15 protein-coding genes and 1 tRNA gene are annotated in these 15,537 nt (G+C 58.1%); 11 read left to right on the top strand and 5 right to left on the bottom strand.

Translation table 11 applies throughout. The features are described from left to right. The first annotated feature begins 79 nt into the window (after window positions 1-79). From I2G43_RS03815 to nagA, 5 genes are all read left to right on the top strand, one after another. Window positions 80-880 (top strand): PTS mannose/fructose/sorbose/N-acetylgalactosamine transporter subunit IIC, encoded by an 801-nt coding sequence (locus I2G43_RS03815; protein WP_195535134.1) that lies wholly within the window; start codon window positions 80-82, stop codon window positions 878-880. Beyond that, entirely contained in the window at window positions 870-1,952 is a 1,083-nt protein-coding gene (locus tag I2G43_RS03810; protein ID WP_195535133.1) for a PTS system mannose/fructose/sorbose family transporter subunit IID, read from the top strand. Before I2G43_RS03815 ends, I2G43_RS03810 begins: the two co-directional genes overlap by 11 nt. A 184-nt stretch (window positions 1,953-2,136) precedes the next feature. Beyond that, on the top strand, window positions 2,137-2,868 hold the full coding sequence (locus I2G43_RS03805) for a GntR family transcriptional regulator (protein WP_195535132.1): 732 nt from the start codon (window positions 2,137-2,139) through the stop codon (window positions 2,866-2,868). A gap of 114 nt (window positions 2,869-2,982) precedes the next feature. Continuing rightward, window positions 2,983-4,149 (top strand): SIS domain-containing protein, encoded by a 1,167-nt coding sequence (locus tag I2G43_RS03800; RefSeq protein ID WP_195535131.1) that lies wholly within the window; start codon window positions 2,983-2,985, stop codon window positions 4,147-4,149. Window positions 4,150-4,266: 117 nt separating this feature from the next. Next, window positions 4,267-5,436 carry an N-acetylglucosamine-6-phosphate deacetylase gene (gene nagA / locus I2G43_RS03795; RefSeq protein ID WP_195535130.1) on the top strand — a complete coding sequence of 390 codons (1,170 nt, stop codon included), beginning with the start codon at window positions 4,267-4,269 and terminating at the stop codon, window positions 5,434-5,436. A gap of 74 nt (window positions 5,437-5,510) precedes the next feature. On the opposite strand, the gene I2G43_RS03790 is transcribed toward nagA, so the two are convergent. Beyond that, on the bottom strand, window positions 5,511-6,095 hold the full coding sequence (locus I2G43_RS03790; RefSeq protein ID WP_229071542.1) for a flavodoxin domain-containing protein: 585 nt from the start codon (window positions 6,093-6,095) through the stop codon (window positions 5,511-5,513). 160 nt (window positions 6,096-6,255) lie between these two features. Here I2G43_RS03790 and I2G43_RS03785 point away from each other — a divergent pair, with 160 nt between their 5' ends. The 4 genes from I2G43_RS03785 to I2G43_RS03770 are packed head-to-tail and all read left to right on the top strand — an operon-like array spanning window position 6,256 to window position 8,809. Next, window positions 6,256-7,137, top strand: coding sequence for an aldose 1-epimerase family protein (locus I2G43_RS03785; RefSeq protein ID WP_195535129.1), 882 nt, complete (start codon window positions 6,256-6,258; stop codon window positions 7,135-7,137). Between the two features lie 59 nt (window positions 7,138-7,196). Continuing rightward, entirely contained in the window at window positions 7,197-8,132 is a 936-nt protein-coding gene (locus I2G43_RS03780; protein ID WP_195535128.1) for a hexose kinase, read from the top strand. Window positions 8,133-8,141: 9 nt separating this feature from the next. Continuing rightward, window positions 8,142-8,303 carry a hypothetical protein gene (locus I2G43_RS03775; RefSeq protein ID WP_229071540.1) on the top strand — a complete coding sequence of 54 codons (162 nt, stop codon included), beginning with the start codon at window positions 8,142-8,144 and terminating at the stop codon, window positions 8,301-8,303. A gap of 32 nt (window positions 8,304-8,335) precedes the next feature. Continuing rightward, window positions 8,336-8,809, top strand: coding sequence for a YhcH/YjgK/YiaL family protein (locus tag I2G43_RS03770; protein WP_117778978.1), 474 nt, complete (start codon window positions 8,336-8,338; stop codon window positions 8,807-8,809). Window positions 8,810-9,018: 209 nt separating this feature from the next. Here I2G43_RS03770 and I2G43_RS03765 read toward each other — a convergent pair. Continuing rightward, window positions 9,019-9,094: transfer RNA gene (locus tag I2G43_RS03765), tRNA-Thr, on the bottom strand. A 157-nt stretch (window positions 9,095-9,251) separates the two neighbouring features. Here I2G43_RS03765 and I2G43_RS03760 point away from each other — a divergent pair. Next, window positions 9,252-9,734 carry a PTS system mannose/fructose/N-acetylgalactosamine-transporter subunit IIB gene (locus I2G43_RS03760; protein WP_195535127.1) on the top strand — a complete coding sequence of 161 codons (483 nt, stop codon included), beginning with the start codon at window positions 9,252-9,254 and terminating at the stop codon, window positions 9,732-9,734. A gap of 326 nt (window positions 9,735-10,060) precedes the next feature. Here I2G43_RS03760 and I2G43_RS03755 read toward each other — a convergent pair whose 3' ends face one another. After that, the gene (locus tag I2G43_RS03755; RefSeq protein ID WP_195535126.1) at window positions 10,061-11,113 is read right to left on the bottom strand and encodes an aldose epimerase family protein; all 1,053 of its coding nucleotides are present in this window, start codon (window positions 11,111-11,113) and stop codon (window positions 10,061-10,063) included. Between the two features lie 205 nt (window positions 11,114-11,318). Here I2G43_RS03755 and I2G43_RS03750 point away from each other — a divergent pair, with 205 nt between their 5' ends. Then, the gene (locus I2G43_RS03750) at window positions 11,319-12,083 is read left to right on the top strand and encodes a DeoR/GlpR family DNA-binding transcription regulator (protein ID WP_324249493.1); all 765 of its coding nucleotides are present in this window, start codon (window positions 11,319-11,321) and stop codon (window positions 12,081-12,083) included. Here the strand turns inward: I2G43_RS03750 and I2G43_RS03745 are convergent, their stop codons facing one another. Further along, window positions 12,084-13,340: an ATP-binding protein gene (locus I2G43_RS03745; RefSeq protein ID WP_195535125.1), complete on the bottom strand. Its 1,257-nt coding sequence runs from the start codon at window positions 13,338-13,340 to the stop codon at window positions 12,084-12,086. 738 nt (window positions 13,341-14,078) lie between these two features. Beyond that, a complete protein-coding gene (gene lacG, locus I2G43_RS03740) occupies window positions 14,079-15,500 on the bottom strand; it encodes a 6-phospho-beta-galactosidase (RefSeq protein WP_229071538.1) in 1,422 nt (473 codons plus the stop codon). Between the last annotated feature and the right edge of the window lie 37 nt (window positions 15,501-15,537).

Below are 15,537 nucleotides of genomic sequence, written 5' to 3'. Positions count from 1 at the left end.
TCCACGTTGTCAGGAATGAAACCCTGACATTCTGTACGTGAATCCAAGTGCGTACATACATTTTGAAAGGAGGAGCAAGATGGAATACTCGATCATCCAGGTCGCTCTGGTCTTCGTCGTCACGTTCATCGCGGCAATCGACCAGTTCAACTTCCTCGAGTCTCTCTATCAGCCCATCGTCACCGGCGCCGTCATCGGTCTTATCCTTGGCGACCTCAACACCGGTCTTCTCGTGGGTGGTACTTATCAGCTCATGACGATCGGCAACATGCCGATCGGAGGCGCTCAGCCGCCTAACGCCGTTATCGGCGGCATCATGGCAGCCATTCTCGCAATCGCTACGGGCCTCGAGCCCAACGCGGCTGTCGGCCTTGCCATTCCGTTCGCTCTGCTCGGCCAGCTCGGCGTCACCCTGGTCTTCACGCTTATGTCGCCGCTTATGTCCTCCGCGGACAACATGGCTCACAACGCTGACACCAAGGGTATCGAGCGTCTGAACTACTTCGCCATGGCTCTGCTCGGCCTGATCTTCGCTGTCGTCGTCACCCTGTTCTTCATCGCTGGCGCCACCATCGGTCAGACCATCGCTTCCGCCATTCCGACCTGGCTGCAGACCGGTCTCTCCGCTGCAGGCGGCATGATGCGCTTCGTCGGCTTCGCCGTCCTGCTCAAGGTTATGATGAACCGCGATATGTGGGGCTTCTTCCTCATGGGCTTTGGCCTCGCGCTCATCACCGTTGCCAACGATTCTCTGGCAACCCCTGCTCTGCTCATCCTCGCTCTCATCGGCTTCGGCATCGCCTTCTGGGACTTCCAGCAGCAGACCGAGCTGAAGGGTGCAGCTGTTTCTGACGGAGGTGACTTCGAAGATGGCATCTAATGAGTATGTGATCCCGGAGCACTACGAGGATCTCACTCCTGCTCCGCAGCTCGACCAGAAGACCCTCAACAAGATGGCTTGGCGCTCCTGCTTCCTGCAGGCCTCGTTCAACTACGAGCGTATGCAGGCCGCTGGCTGGCTCTACTCCATCATCCCCGGTCTGGAGAAGATCCACACCAACAAGAACGACCTCGCGGCTTCCATGAGCCACAACCTGGAGTTCTTCAACACTCACCCGTTCCTCGTCACCTTTGTTATGGGCATCGTGCTTTCGCTCGAGCAGAACAAGGTTGACATCCCCACGATCCGCGCCGTCCGCGTCGCCGCAATGGGCCCGCTCGGTGGTATCGGTGACGCCCTGTTCTGGCTGACGCTCGTGCCTATCACGGCCGGCATCACCTCCAACATGGCCATCAACGGCAACGCCGCTGCGCCGATCATCTTCCTGGTGATCTTCAACGCCGTCCAGTTCGCTCTGCGCTTCTGGCTCATGAACTGGTCCTACAAGCTTGGCACCAGCGCTATTGACGCTCTGACCGCCAACATGCAGGCCTTCACCCGCGCCGCTTCCATCATGGGCGTCTTCGTCGTCGGTTGCCTGGTCGTCACCATGGGTGGCACCCAGATCAACCTTCAGATCCCCAACGGCACCACCCGTGGCCTGTCCGCCACTACCGTGATCGTCTCCGAGAAGGAGGCCGAGAACTTCACCGGTATGGAGGGCATCGACACCGAGACCGCTGAGGCCGGTACCATCGCCATGACTAATGAGGACGGCGACGCCCTCACCGCCACCGATGCCGACGGCAATGCTGTCCCGTGCGGCGTCGTCGACCTGGGCAACGGCATGGAGTCCGTTACCTACGGCACCGTTACCGAGGATCCGGTCAACTTCTCTGTTGCCGACACCCTTAACACCATCGTCCCGAAGCTTGTCCCGCTGCTGCTCACGCTGCTGCTTTACTACATGTTCGCTAAGCACAGCTGGACCCCGACCAAGGGCATTCTCCTGCTCTTCGTCCTGGGCATCCTGGGCGCTGGCCCGCTTGGTCTCTGGCCGAGCATCTGGTAAGGCTCTAGCTTGAGGGGTGTGTCCCTACGCGGCTCACACCCCGACCCCTTAAGCCATGTGTATGTTAAAAGCCGCGTGCTCGAAAGAGCGCGCGGCTTTTGTTTTCTTGATGATTCGGGTGTAGCAGTCAGATAATGCTAAACACCCTAGGTACTAGTTGAATTCGAGCAAAAGGGAGGATAGGATGGCGATCGGAGCGCGCAAGCAACCGCTGTACGATCAGCTGGTCGATATTCTGACCGAAAAGATTGACCATGAATATCATGCCGGTGACATGATTCCTTCCGAGCGCGAACTTTCGGAGCGCTATGGTCTCTCGCGCACCACAGTGCGTCTGGCTCTGCAGGAGTTGGAGCGTTTGGGACTGGTGGTTCGGCAGCACGGTCGCGGCACCTTTGTGACCGACCGTTCGGCAAAAGCAACCAACCTTATGCAGTCCTACAGCTTTACCGAGCAGATGCGTGCGATGGGTCGCGATCCAGAGACTACGATTCTCGAGTTTTGCGAGATGGAGGCCGATAAGAATCTGGCCGAGCATATGGGATGCCGCATCGGCGACCGTATCTTTAAGCTCAAGCGCCTTCGTTCTGCCGACAACATGCCCATGATGGTCGAACGCAGCTATCTACCGGTTCGTCAATTCTTATCCCTCAAGCGACCGCTTCTGGAGCGCAAGCCGCTTTACGATGTGATTGAACAAGACTTTCAGCAAAAGATACGCGTGGCCGAAGAGGAGTTCTATGCGAGCATAGCCCGTCCCACCGACGCCCATCTCTTGGGCATCGTCGAGGGTTCGCCTGTGCTCGATTTGGTCAGGACTACGTATAACGAGTCAAACGAGGTTGTGGAGTATACGCTCTCGGTTGCTCGTGCCGATCAGTTTAAATACAAGGTTTATCACCAGCGCAACGTTTAGCGCCTCCAGTGTTTTCATGTGATGATTCTTTGCATTTAACTGGTTACTACCAGATAACCAACCGAAGTGTATAATTGCACGTCAGAGGATTACTTCTAGAGAGAGGTATTAGAAATGTTCGAGAAGAGTGTCGAGGAGCTCACCGAGCTCGGCGCCCAGATCACCACGGCCGAGATTGCACAGCAGCCCGAGCTTTGGCGTGATACGCTCAACATCTACCGCGAGAACAAGGAGGCCATCGAGGCCTTCCTGGCCGAGGCTCGCGCCATGGGCGAGGGCCGTCTGTCCGTTGTCTTCACTGGTGCCGGTACTTCTGACTACGTGGGCGATACCTGCGCTCCGTACCTGCGTCACGCTGGCAACACTGATCTCTACGACTTTAAGCCCATCGCCACGACCGACATCGTGAGCGCTCCGCGCGACTTCCTGCGCGCCGAGGATCCCACGCTCGTGGTTTCCTTCGCCCGTTCCGGCAACAGCCCCGAGAGCCTTGCCGCCGTCGCCGTTGCCAAGGAGCTCGTCCACAACGTCAAGTTCCTCAACATCACCTGCGCTCCCGAGGGCAAGCTTGCCGTCGAGTCCGCCGATGATCCCAACGCGCTGACGCTGCTCATCCCGCGCGCCAACGACAAGGGCTTCGCCATGACCGGTTCTTACACCTGCATGACCCTGCTCTCCACCCTCATCTTTGACGAGGCTTCCGATGAGCAGAAGGCCGAGTGGGTCGAGACCATCGCCAAGATGGGCGAGGAGGTCATCGCTCGTGAGCCCGAGGTCGCCGATTACCTGGCTGGCGACTTCAGCCGCGTGACCTACCTGGGCTCCGGCTCCTTCGGTGGCCTTGCCCAGGAGAGCCAGCTCAAGATCCTCGAGCTTGCTCACGGTCTGGTTGCCACCTCTTACGACACTTCCATGGGCTATCGCCACGGACCCAAGTCCTTCGTCGACGACAAGACCCTCGTGTTCGTGTTCGTCAACAACGACGCCTACACCCGTCAGTACGACATCGACATCCTCAACGAGATCGGTGGCGACGACATCGCTCAGCACACCGTCGCCGTTCAGCAGGAGGGTGACACCGTCTACGAGGGTGAGTCCTTCACCTTCAAGGGCTACGAGGCGCTTCCCGAGGGCTACCTTGCTCTGCCGTTCGTGATGTTTGCCCAGACCATCAGCCTGCTCAACTCCGTGCGCGTGGGCAACACGCCCGATACGCCGAGCCCTACCGGCACGGTCAACCGCGTGGTCAAGGGCGTGACGATTCACCCCTTCACCGCTTAATCGCGTCCCCCTGTAAGGGCGCCCGTCCGCTCATAACGGCGGGCGGGCGCTTTTTGTTTTACGTGAGCTGGGTATAAGCATCACCACAGTTAACTGCTTTGGAAGCAAGGAGTGCATATGAGCACGTACGCAATTAAGGCCGACAAGTTCTTCCTGCCGGCGGGCCCGCAGCTGGGCGGCTATCTCATGGTCGAGGACGGCGTCTTTGGCGCTTGGCAGGCCGACGAGCCCTCTTGCGAGATTAAGGACTATACGGGATCGTGGATCGCGCCGGGCATGGTTGACACCCACATCCATGGCTTTTATAACCATTCGACTACCGATAACGACCCCGAGGGCATTGATATCAGCTCGACCGAGCTCGCCCGTCGCGGCACCACCAGCTGGCTTCCCACGACGTTTACCGACGGCGTTGAGCAGATCAAGGACGCCTGCGCCGCCATCGCCCAGGCCGACGAGGGTCGCGGCCCCGACTTCTGCGGTGCCCGCATCCAGGGCATCTACCTGGAGGGCCCCTTCTTTACCATGAAGCACGTGGGTGCACAGAACCCCGCCTATCTGATCGATCCTTCCGAGGAGGTCTTCGACCAGTGGCAGGAGGCTGCTGGCGGGCGCATCGTTAAGAGCGCCATGGCTGCCGAGCGCGATGGTGCCGCCGCCTATGCTGCCGCCCTGAACGCCAAGGGTGTGGTGACCAGCATCGGCCACTCCGATGCCACCTACGACGAGTGCGTCGCCGCCATCAACGCCGGTGCCAGCTGCTTTACGCACACCTACAACGGCCAGCGCGGCCTGCATCATCGCGAGCCCGGTGTTGTGGGTGCCGCTATGACCACCCCCGAGACCTACGCCGAGGTCATCTGCGACGGCAAGCATGTGAACCCTGCCGCCATCAAGGCGCTGCTGCAGGCAAAGGGCTGGCAGCACACGGTGCTCATCACCGACTGCCTGGGTTGCGGCGGTATGCCCGAGGGCAGCTACACCAGTGGTGGCATGGATGTCATCATGAAGGACAACCTGTGCTGGCTCGCCGACGGCAAGAGCATTGCCGGTTCGGTGCTCACGCTTGCCCAGGGCGTCAAGAACATCGTCGACTGGGGTATCGCCAGCGCCGATATCGCCATTCGCATGGCAACCGAGGTGCCGGCTCGTTCCGCGCACATCGAGGATAAGTGCGGCAGCATCATGCCGGGTCGCGACGCCGACTTTGTCGTGTTCGACCACGAGCTCACTCTCGTTGAGACCTACGTTGGCGGCCAGAGCGTCGGCAACGCATTTACCGAGTAACGACAGAAAAAGACGGCGGGCCCGAATTTGCTCGGACCCGCCGTATGGGTTAACGCTCAAAAGCACCTTAACAGTTACAGCTTGTTAGCGATCTTCTTTGCCGTGCGCTTGACGCCGGCCACCAGGCCTCCCGCAGGATGCTCCTTTTCATAGGCAAGACGCTTCTCGCGTTTGGCGTACTCTTCGACGATGATGTCGCCGTACTCATCTTCGATCTTATCGAAGAAATCGACAGCGCCCTTAATTTCCTCGGCGGTCGGGTGTCCCTTCTGAACGCCGCCCATGAGCTTAAACGGGCCCCACGTATCAAAGCCGGTGCATCCGTAGACACCCATAAAGATGGCCTGCCTCATGCGGCAGATGCCATCGATATCCTTGCCGTACCACTTGTTTTTGCCGCCGTAGGTCATAAGACCAAACACTTTGTCCTGCGGCTGCAGCACGTTGGTGAGTACGCGTGCCATATCCTTGTCGATCTCGGAGTAATAAATGCCCGTGGCGACACCAATCAGGTGATACTCGTGCAGGTCGGGGTACTCATTTTTGCCGAGTGCCTTTACGTCGAGGGTATCGATTTCGGGATGTGCCTCGACAATGGCGTCCACGAGCTTTTTCGTGTTGCCGTGGTGGCGCGAGGCGTAGAGGATGATGGTTCGCATAAGAAGGCCCTTCAGCTGTAATGAAGTCAATGTCAATATGGTACCCCGTTGGATAGCTGGGATACCGGACACATCGATGAACGCGCGGGTTTGCTCTTTAACCAGTACTGAGATGGGTGCTTGCGAGCGATGACAAAGCAGTTGTTCGAAAGGATGGGCAATGGAATACGCTCTTTCCAACGATTCGATTTCTATTACGGTTTCCACGGCTGGCGGCTCGTTCACCTCAATCGAGGCTGACGGTCGCGAGTATCTGTGGCAGGGCGACCCTGCCGTGTGGTCCGGTCAAGCACCGATCTGCTTTCCGATCTGCGGAGGCCTGCGCGATGGCAATGCCATGACGTTTGCCGGGCACCACGTGAAGCTCGCTCGTCATGGATTCGCGCGTAAGCAGGAGTGGAAGCTGCTGAGCCAGAACGAGAACGAGTTGGCGATGTGCCTGGCTTCGGAGGACAACGCCGCATTGCTGAGTGATTATCCGTACCCGTTTAAGCTCGTTGCCCGCTATACGCTCGAGGGTAATGCCGTGCGCGTTTCCTATGAGGTGACCAACGAGGGTACCGAGGACATGCCGTTCTTTATCGGCGGTCACCCCGGCTTTAGGTGCCCGCTCGACGAGGGCGAGGCCTATACGGACTACGAGCTGCGTTTTGAGAAGGACGAGGCCGCGGAGCTTTGCACCGCCGTCCCCTCGACCGGTTTGATCGACGTGGCTAACCGCTCCAAGAACCCCATGGTGGGAAAGACTCTGCCGCTGTCGCACGAGCTCTTTGATTTTGCGGAGACCATCTTTGACGTGCTCGAGAGTCGTCAGGTCACGCTCTCCAAGAAGGGCGAGGACAAGGGCGTCCGCCTGAGCTTTGAGGGCTTCCCGTACCTCATCGTGTGGAGCAAGCCCGAGGGCGATTTTGTGGCAGTTGAGCCTTGGGGCGGCCTTTCGACCTGCTCTGATGAGGACGATGTGCTTGAGCACAAGCGCGGCTGCCTTATCGCCAAGCCCAAGGAGACCGTCGTGCGCTCGTTCACGATTGAGATTCTGTAATTCCGTTTTGTCGACTCGTATCGCGAGGCACAAGAAGCCTGCGAGATAAGGAGCTTAAAATGATCCTCACCGTTACGATGAACCCGTCTGTCGATACGCGCTATCAACTCGATGAGCTCGTTATCGACGACGTCAACCGCGTGACGCCCGAAAAGACCGCCGGTGGTAAGGGCCTCAACGTGGCCCGCGTGCTGGGTCAGCTGGGCGACGATGTCGTGGCTACCGGCCTGCTTGGCGGTCACATGGGCGCCTACATGGCTGAGCTCATGGACGCTGACGGCATCAACAACGACTTCGTGCCCATCAAGGGCGAGACCCGCATCTGCCTCAATATCCTCCACGCCGGCAACCAGACCGAGCTGCTCGAGAGCGGCCCGACGATTGCCCCCGAGGAGCTCGATGCCTTCACCGCCAAGTTCACTGAGCTTGCGAGCAAGGCCGACGTCGTCACTATCTCGGGCTCGCTGCCCCGCGGCGTCGAGGCGGACTACTATGCCAAGATCACGGGCATTGCCGAGAACGCCGGCGCCAAGGTGTTGCTCGATACCTCGGGTGCTTCGCTCGAGGCCGCCCTTAAGTCCGAAATTAAGCCCGAGCTGGTCAAGCCTAACCTGACCGAGATCAACGGTCTTTTGGGCACGAGCTTTACCACCGACGATGTGGACGAGCTCCGCGCGGCGCTTGCCTCCGACACCCGTTTCTCCGATATCCCCTGGGTCGTCGTGTCCATGGGCGCCGCCGGCTCCGTGGGCTTCCACAACGGCCGTGCGTTCCGCGCCAAGACGCCCGATATCCCTGCCGTTAACGCTACGGGCTCCGGCGACTCCACCATTGCCGGCTTTGCGCATGCCATCGCTGCCGGCGCGGACGACGAGACAGTGCTGCGTACCGCCAATACCTGCGGCAAGCTCAACGCCATGGACCCGATGACGGGTCATTTGGTCATGGACCGTTGGGACGAGGTCTACAATGGCGTTGTCGTAACCGAGCTGTAAGAGTTTGGATTGCGCCTCGATATTGCTCGCTTCCTGTTGGTCCGTGTGGACGACAAGTGCGGTAGCATTATGCCGGGGCGCGACGCCGACTTTGTCGTGTTCAATCCCGACCTTACCCTGGTCGAGACGTATGTGGGCGGCAACAGCGTCGGTAACGCGTTTACCGAGTAGCTGCCAAAGAGACGATCCGAGAGGGGATTTAGATGATTTACGGTGCACTGGGCGATATCGAGGAATACCGCGGCATGCTCAAGGGCCTCGACGTGCTGATTGATTGGCTCGAGGAGAACGACCCGGCGGAGCTCGAGGTCGGCAGCCATCCGATTCTGGGCGACAAGGTCTTTGCGAACGTCATGGCTCCCACGACGCGTCCCGAGGCTGAGGCTCACTATGAGACGCATCAGCGCTATCACGACCTGCAGATCGACGTCGAGGGTCGCGAGGCCTTTAAGGTCGCCACGGGCAGCCTGACGCTGGTTCAGGAGTTTGACGAGAAGGACGACTACGATCTGGTCGATTCCGACGCCTCGATCGCCGGCGATCTGGCCGACGACAAGTTTGCCCTGTTCGTTGCCGGCGAGCCTCACATGCCCACGCTCGAGTTCCCGGGCGATGGCGCGCAGCCGGTCAAGAAGATCTGCTTCAAGCTACTTGCCGACGCCTACTGGGAGGAGTAGCGAGCTGCACGGCTGAGCCGTGTGTTGGCGTGATTCCCTTGAGGGGGTCGCGCTTGAGCCCCGTTGATCGTGGCTTCCCGTTTGGGAGACCGCGGTTGGCGGGGCTTTTGTTGTTGAGTAGGGGGTTGCCGGCGACGTTGCGCTTGGATTGGCGGGCGTGCGCAAAATCGGCAACAAAAAAGCCGCCCGAAGGCGGCTATCTTGTGCAATGGAGCCAGCGACCGGGCTCGAACCGGTGACCCCCGCTTTACGAGAGCGGTGCTCTACCAACTGAGCTACGCTGGCGGCCATGTGGTGACGCAACTGAGGCGTCAACGGCTGTCTATGATACGGGACATCGCAAATCCGCGCAAGTGTTCTGACGGCTTTTCTCACTTTAAATGCACTAATATTCAAGACGTGATGTCTTGCCCTTACGGGTCTCAAACAGAATGGGGCAGCGATGGCTCAACCCAAGATTCTTCTCACGCGTATCGATGACCGCTTTATCTATGGGCAGGATGTTGAGCTGTGGAATGAGGCCGTGGGCACCAACCTCGTCCTCATCGTCAACGACGAGATTGCGGCGGATTCGCGCAAGTGGGCACCCATGAGGGTGGCGGCGCCCGATGGCGTGTGGACGCGTTTCTTCTCGGTGCAAAGGACGATTGACGTTATTCATGCGGCAACGCCGCGCCAATGGATCCTGATCATGGTGGCGTCGCCCGCGGATGCATTGGCACTGGTTAAGGGCGGCGTGCCGATCACCAAGATCAGCATCGGCCATATGCAGGCAGGGGAGGGCAAGCGCCCCATAACGCCCGCGGTTGCCGTGAGCGACGCAGACGTCGCTGCCCTCAAAGAACTGCAGGCGCTCGGCGTAGAGCTAGAAATCCGCTATCTCCCCAGCTCCAATCCCGACCCCATCGGCAATCTGTTCAAGTGATCCCTTGGGGACGGAGGAAAACGGATCATTTTGCCCTTGCGAGGGATGCGAGCGATGCCGTCTGTCAAAAACTATGTCCATTTACTACGTTTGATCGGCTATCGCCGAGCATGTCGAATTTGAGAAAAACAAAACTGCAGGTAGACGGCTCGAGAGTTTAACAAAAACCGGTGCATGGTCGAGCATCCCAGGCTAAACGTAGTAAATGGGCATAGTTTTGATATGTCACTCATACAGTCACAGCGAAAATGAGTCCAAAAGATGAAAAAGCGCCCGTCGGCGGTGGTGCCGGCGGGCGCTGCTGTGCGATATGTTGCGTTATGGGCTTAGTGCCTCATAAAGTGGTATTCGATCACATTGCTGTAGGGGTGACCCGGGCCCACAATGCCCTGCGGGAACAGCGGTTGGTGCGGCGTGTCGGGGTACATCTCTGCCTCGAGGGCAAAGCCGGCACCCCAGCCATAGTTAGCATCGTCCTTGGCGTGCTCGTCGCCCAGCCAGTTGCCGGTGTAGAGCTGCACGCCCGGGGCGGTGGTGTAGTAGTCCAGCTCACGACCGGTCCACATCTCCTCAACATGCATCGCGCGGCGCAGATTGCGGCCGTACTGGTAGCCGCCGATGCATAGGCAGTGGTCATAGCCGCGGGCCTGCTTAATCTGCGGATCGTCTGCCTCCATGCCGGGTGCGACGGGACGCAGCTCACGGAAGTCAAACGGCGTACCCTCGACCGAAGCAATCTCGCCGGTGGGGATGTTCTGCTCGTTAATGGGCAGGTAGTGGGCAGCGTTGGCAACAAAGAAGTGCTCGCAGTCCATACCGGCGTTGTGGCCGGCGAGGTTAAAGTACGTGTGGTTGGTCATGGACACGTAGGTGGCGCGGTCGCTCTCGCAGCTGTACTCGATACGGAAGCGGCCCGTCGGCGTCACGGTGAACACGGCCGTAAACGTGCGGTTGCCGGGAAGTCCCAGCTCGCCATCCTCGAGCGAGGTAGTCATGCGCACGGCATTGTGGACCTCGTCGAGCTCAACGTCCCACACACGCTTGTGCAGGCCATGCTCAAGATCGCTATGCAGGTTGTTGGCGCCCTCGTTGGCGGGCATGTGCCAGTCCGTGCCATCGATGGTAATTGTGGCGCCTGCAGTGCGGTTGGCTACGGGGCCGATAGTCGCGCCAAAGCAGGCGGGGTTGTCAAAGTAATCCTCGAGCTTATCGAAGCCCAGCACCACATCGCGTACGTTGCCGGGGATGTCGGGTACGTCAATGCCCAGAACGGTGGCGCCGTAGTCCATAATGCGAACGCAGATCTCGGGCCCGTTGAGGGTGTAACGATGAACGGGGGTGCCGCATGGCGCGGTGCCGAAAAGCTCGGAAGTGATCATTTGGTTCCTAACATCGAGGTATTTCGGACAAACTGTAGCGCGAACAGGCGAGATTATCACTACACCCCACTAAAGCAGGGGGTATTTTTCTCAAAAAAAGTGAGGAAGGCGCAGCTGAAGCGCTCATTTTTGGCCCGCGCGAATCTGATACAATTTGTTCGTTACTGTTTGAATTGATGTACGCGTGGAATGTCGAGGGCTCATCGTGATTAAGGCGGAGCGACAGGATAAGGTTCGGCAGCTGCTCGAGGAGCAGGGGACGGTCTCGGTTAAAGAGATCTCTGATGCATTAGGTGTCTCGGACATGACGATTCGCCGCGACCTTGAAGAGCTTGCGAGTCTGGGCGAGATCGAGCGCGTGCATGGCGGTGCCCGCAGCGCGCAGGGTCGCCCCCATGCGATGCTCCGCCACGAGTACTCGCACAGCGAAAAACGCTCCAAGCATGCCGAGGAAAAGCTGCAGATCGCACGCCGCGCCGTGGAGCTTATCGAAGAGGGCTCGACTATCTTTTTGGGTACGGGCACCACGGTTGAACAGATGGCCTCGATGCTGCCGGCGTTTCGCCTGCGCATTGTGACCAACTCGCTTTCGGTTTTTAATCTGCTCGAGGAGCGCGAGGACTGCGACTTGTGTCTGGTGGGCGGCATGTACCGTCGCCGCACCGCCGCCTTTGTGGGCCCCACGGCCGAGGACACCCTGCGCGCGCTGGGAATCGACGCGGCCTTTATCGGTGCCAACGGCATTCTGGACGGCGACGTGTCCACGTCGAACATGGACGAGGGCCGCATCCAGCAGCTCGCCTTTAGCAAGGCCGACTCGCGCTACCTCATCGCCGACTCCAGCAAGATCGGCAAGCGCGACTTCTATACCTTCTGCCGCCTGGACAGCCTGGACGCCGTAGTGTGCGAGCCGAGCATCTCCGCCGAGGACCGTGCCGCCATCGAGGAGCACACGCAGGTCATCTGCTAGCTAGCGCAGCAGGCGATACTTCTGTCCTCTGCCGGTGCCTTCAACTGTCGCCAGGCCTGTCTCAACGAGTTTTTTGAGGATGCGATTAAGCTTCGAGCGGCTAAAGCTTACTTTGGCCGTAAGCTCACTTGCCGATTGAGGATGTACTCTACTCAGCAGTCCGAATACGGTAAGTTCGTCGCCTTCGAGCCCGGGGTTATCCATGAGTAGGGGAAGTGTGACCACAATGGCATTATCCGAAACTTGAAAACGGGGCTTTTTGATGCTGTCTTTATAGGTGTCGCGAATTCGCATGATGCCCGTTCCAAAGGCCTCGATAAGACCCAGGCGCAAAAAGACTTCGGCAAGAATGCGGTTACGCCTAACGGACAGCATATCGGATAGGTACTCATCGACAGTCATGCTTGCTGGCAAGCCGCCGGGCGAGGCGACTTCCACGCGGTCGTCAAACATCGAGATGCGAATGTGCGCGGGTACATCCCAAGTCCTGTGAACGATTGCATTGGTAATGGCCTCGCGGAATGCTTCGAGCGGAATAAGCTCCTTGCGGACCCGCTCCATTCCCTTGATCTCTTCGTAACAGTACTGAGTTTCAAATAGTTCAAGAGCGCCGTCAATCTCCGTTAAAACCGATGCATGTTCGAGAGTTTTGCGCTGCTTAATGAGATTGATGGTGTCGCCAAACACCGCCATGTCGATACCTGGGAAATCGTTCTCGTCCGCGAGCAGTTCTGCCGCGTTGTTATAGGTCCCGGTCTGATCGAGCAGGCCGAGGGTTTTGAGGGTGTCGGTTGTGAACGACTGAAGCGAAAGCTTCGCCGTTAAGCGATTCTCTAAAACGGTGAAAGATAAATCTTGCTTGTTTGCCGGGAGCTGTTCAAAGGAGAGGTTTTGACCTTCGAGCACGAGGCGTGAAAGCCCTAGGGTGTCAACTGGTATGGTCGCGGTGTCATTGCGCTTGTATGCCTTCGAGCGGTATAGGTAAGGCTTCGATCTGCCGGGAAAGACCGTAAGCTCTACGGTTGCATCGGACTCGTTGATTTTTAGGGAGTAATCGGGCTGGGGGATGATCGAATCGTTAATCTTGTTTTCGATATCCAGACAGGTCTGCTTGGGGTCATCGAGGCCAACGGCTTCTCCGTCGTCGTTAATTCCAAATAGCACGCGTCCTCCCGTGCCATTTGCATAAGCGGAGACGGTTTTAAGGAACGAATTAGTGACGCATTCCTTGAATTCAAGATCTTTGGATTCTTGCATCGTGATGCTCCGTTTCGCTTCAATTTGACATGAAAAATGACACGTAAAATTTTACACGTCATTTCACGCGTCAAAATTATGACACGAAAAAATTTGCGTGTCATTTTGCGTGTCAACGTGACGTGAAATGACACGCAAGCGCGAATGCATTGGCATTCTGAAAAAACGGAGTTTGTAAGCCTGGGGCTTGATTGGGCTAACGCATGGAATTAACCGTATTTTCGAACACGCTTTCGGTATCATTTCGGCATTAAAAGATACCGAAAGTGTGTTCGTGATACCGATAATAATAAGGAAAGTGGAGCGCTTCGTAGCTGCCTGGAAAGTGAGGATTTGACCATCTGATTGTCTCGATCTGTAACAGCTAGGTGGTCAAATGATCGTTAGATGTTACAGATCGAGATTTTCTGCCTGGCCGATTCCGTTTGTCTCGATCTGTAACAACTGGGACCGAAAAGCTCGGCTAGATGTTACAGATTGAGATTAAGCGGATTGGCCTGCGCGTTTGTCTCGATCTGTAACAGGTAGGCGGCCAAAAGCGGGTTAGTTGTTACAGATTTAGATTTTTCGACCCGGGCGGGCCCGTCCATCTAAATCTGTAACAGGTAGGACCGAAAATCCCTGCTAGATGTTACAGATTGAGACAAACGGCCTGCTCGAGCTCACCAAAAACAAAAAGGCCGCATACGAACCCGTGGAAGGATTCGCATGCGGCCGACAAGGGGTATGTGGCTGAAACTAGGCCATGAGCAGGCCGGTCTCCGCGACGTTCTTGTACCAGTACGCGCTCGCCTTGGGATAGCGCTTCTGGGTCTCAAAGTCGATGTAGAACAGGCCGTAACGCTTGTTATAGCCGTTGGTCCAGGAGAACTGGTCCTGCAGCGACCACACAAAGTAGCCGTCGACGTTCACGCCGCCGTCAATCGCCTTGAGGATCCACGCGAGATGCTGGCGCATGTAGTCGATGCGGGGGGCGTCGTCGATAAAGCCGTCCTCGAAGTCGTCCTTATAGCCCATGCCGTTCTCGGTGATGTAGATCTTCTTGTAGTTGGGGTAATCGTTCTTAATGCGCAGCAGCAGGTCGTACAGGCCCTCGGGATAGATAATCCAGTCCCAGTCGGTGGTGGGGATGCCCTGACGCACGCATGCCTCGCCAACGCCCTTGAGGAACCAGCGCGAGGAGCCTTTGTCGCCGGTGCCGTTGTGGTTGATGTCGTTTTCGCCCTCGGCGGCACGCAGGAATTGGCACTTGTAGGTGTTGACGCCCAGACAATCGTTGTGGGGGAGTGCGGCGGTCAGGGCGGCGACGTCCTCGTCACGTACGTCGAGCTCGCCGCCGGCGATATGCGCGAGCTTCGTCGCAGCTTCCATGGTATCGGCCGCATAGTGGCCGCGGAAGGTGGCGTCGAGCACCCAGCGGTTGTTGATGACGTCGGCCATGCGGGCTGCCTCGCAGTCGGCGGCGCTGTTGGGGTCGAGGGGATACTTGGGCTCCAGGTTCTGGACAATGCCGATCTCGCCCTCAAAGCCGCCCTCGTGGAAGGCGATGACGGCCTTGGCGTGGGCCACCATCATGTTGTGCATAAGCTGGAAGGCCTTGTCCAGGCGATACTTCTCGCCGTGCGGCCAGTTGCCAACGATAAAGCTGCCCTCGGCGGTCGCGGGAATCTCGTTAAAGGTGAACCAGTGCTTGACCTCGGTGAACTCGGCAAAGCAGAACTTGGCGTACTCGACGAAGGCATCGATGGTCGTGCGCGTCAGGAAGCCCTCGCCACCGTTCTGGTAGAAGGCCTCGGGCGTGTCAAAGTGATCGAGCGTGACATAGGGGATAACGCCGGCCTTGTTGCAGGTGGCAAAGAGCTCGTGATAGAAGGCGACGCCCTCGGGGTTAACCTCACCAGTGCCGTTGGGGAAGATACGGCTCCAAGCGATAGAGACACGGATACCGTTGATGCCGAAGCGCTGGCACAGGTCGATATCGACCGGATATTTGTTGTAGAAGTCGCTTGCGGGATCGGGGGAGAAGTGACCCTGAGCAGCCAGGAAATCGTCCCAGGGCACTTTGCCCTTGCCGTGCGTACGGGTCTCGCCCTCAACCTGGTAAGCAGCGGTGGCGCCGCCAAACACAAAGCCGTCGGGGAACTGCATGGGGTTGGTCATGAGTCATCCTTTCTGTGAGATACGAATAGGGAGAGGT

This window comes from Collinsella aerofaciens (assembly GCF_015557435.1).
In the GTDB taxonomy this organism is placed as follows: domain Bacteria; phylum Actinomycetota; class Coriobacteriia; order Coriobacteriales; family Coriobacteriaceae; genus Collinsella; species Collinsella aerofaciens_Z.
Note: the sequence above shows the minus strand (reverse complement) of the source record. Positions and strands in the feature narration are given on the sequence as shown.

What these genes read in the sequence shown, in the direction of transcription:
- I2G43_RS03815 (WP_195535134.1), top strand. Translation starts at nt 80, where the DNA reads ATGGAATACTCGATCATCCAGGTCGCTCTGGTCTTCGTCGTCACGTTC.
- I2G43_RS03810 (WP_195535133.1), top strand. Translation starts at nt 870, where the DNA reads ATGGCATCTAATGAGTATGTGATCCCGGAGCACTACGAGGATCTCACT.
- I2G43_RS03805 (WP_195535132.1), top strand. Translation starts at nt 2,137, where the DNA reads ATGGCGATCGGAGCGCGCAAGCAACCGCTGTACGATCAGCTGGTCGAT.
- I2G43_RS03800 (WP_195535131.1), top strand. Translation starts at nt 2,983, where the DNA reads ATGTTCGAGAAGAGTGTCGAGGAGCTCACCGAGCTCGGCGCCCAGATC.
- nagA (WP_195535130.1), top strand. Translation starts at nt 4,267, where the DNA reads ATGAGCACGTACGCAATTAAGGCCGACAAGTTCTTCCTGCCGGCGGGC.
- I2G43_RS03790 (WP_229071542.1), bottom strand. Translation starts at nt 6,095, where the DNA reads ATGCGAACCATCATCCTCTACGCCTCGCGCCACCACGGCAACACGAAA.
- I2G43_RS03785 (WP_195535129.1), top strand. Translation starts at nt 6,256, where the DNA reads ATGGAATACGCTCTTTCCAACGATTCGATTTCTATTACGGTTTCCACG.
- I2G43_RS03780 (WP_195535128.1), top strand. Translation starts at nt 7,197, where the DNA reads ATGATCCTCACCGTTACGATGAACCCGTCTGTCGATACGCGCTATCAA.
- I2G43_RS03770 (WP_117778978.1), top strand. Translation starts at nt 8,336, where the DNA reads ATGATTTACGGTGCACTGGGCGATATCGAGGAATACCGCGGCATGCTC.
- I2G43_RS03760 (WP_195535127.1), top strand. Translation starts at nt 9,252, where the DNA reads ATGGCTCAACCCAAGATTCTTCTCACGCGTATCGATGACCGCTTTATC.
- I2G43_RS03755 (WP_195535126.1), bottom strand. Translation starts at nt 11,113, where the DNA reads ATGATCACTTCCGAGCTTTTCGGCACCGCGCCATGCGGCACCCCCGTT.
- I2G43_RS03745 (WP_195535125.1), bottom strand. Translation starts at nt 13,340, where the DNA reads ATGCAAGAATCCAAAGATCTTGAATTCAAGGAATGCGTCACTAATTCG.
- lacG (WP_229071538.1), bottom strand. Translation starts at nt 15,500, where the DNA reads ATGACCAACCCCATGCAGTTCCCCGACGGCTTTGTGTTTGGCGGCGCC.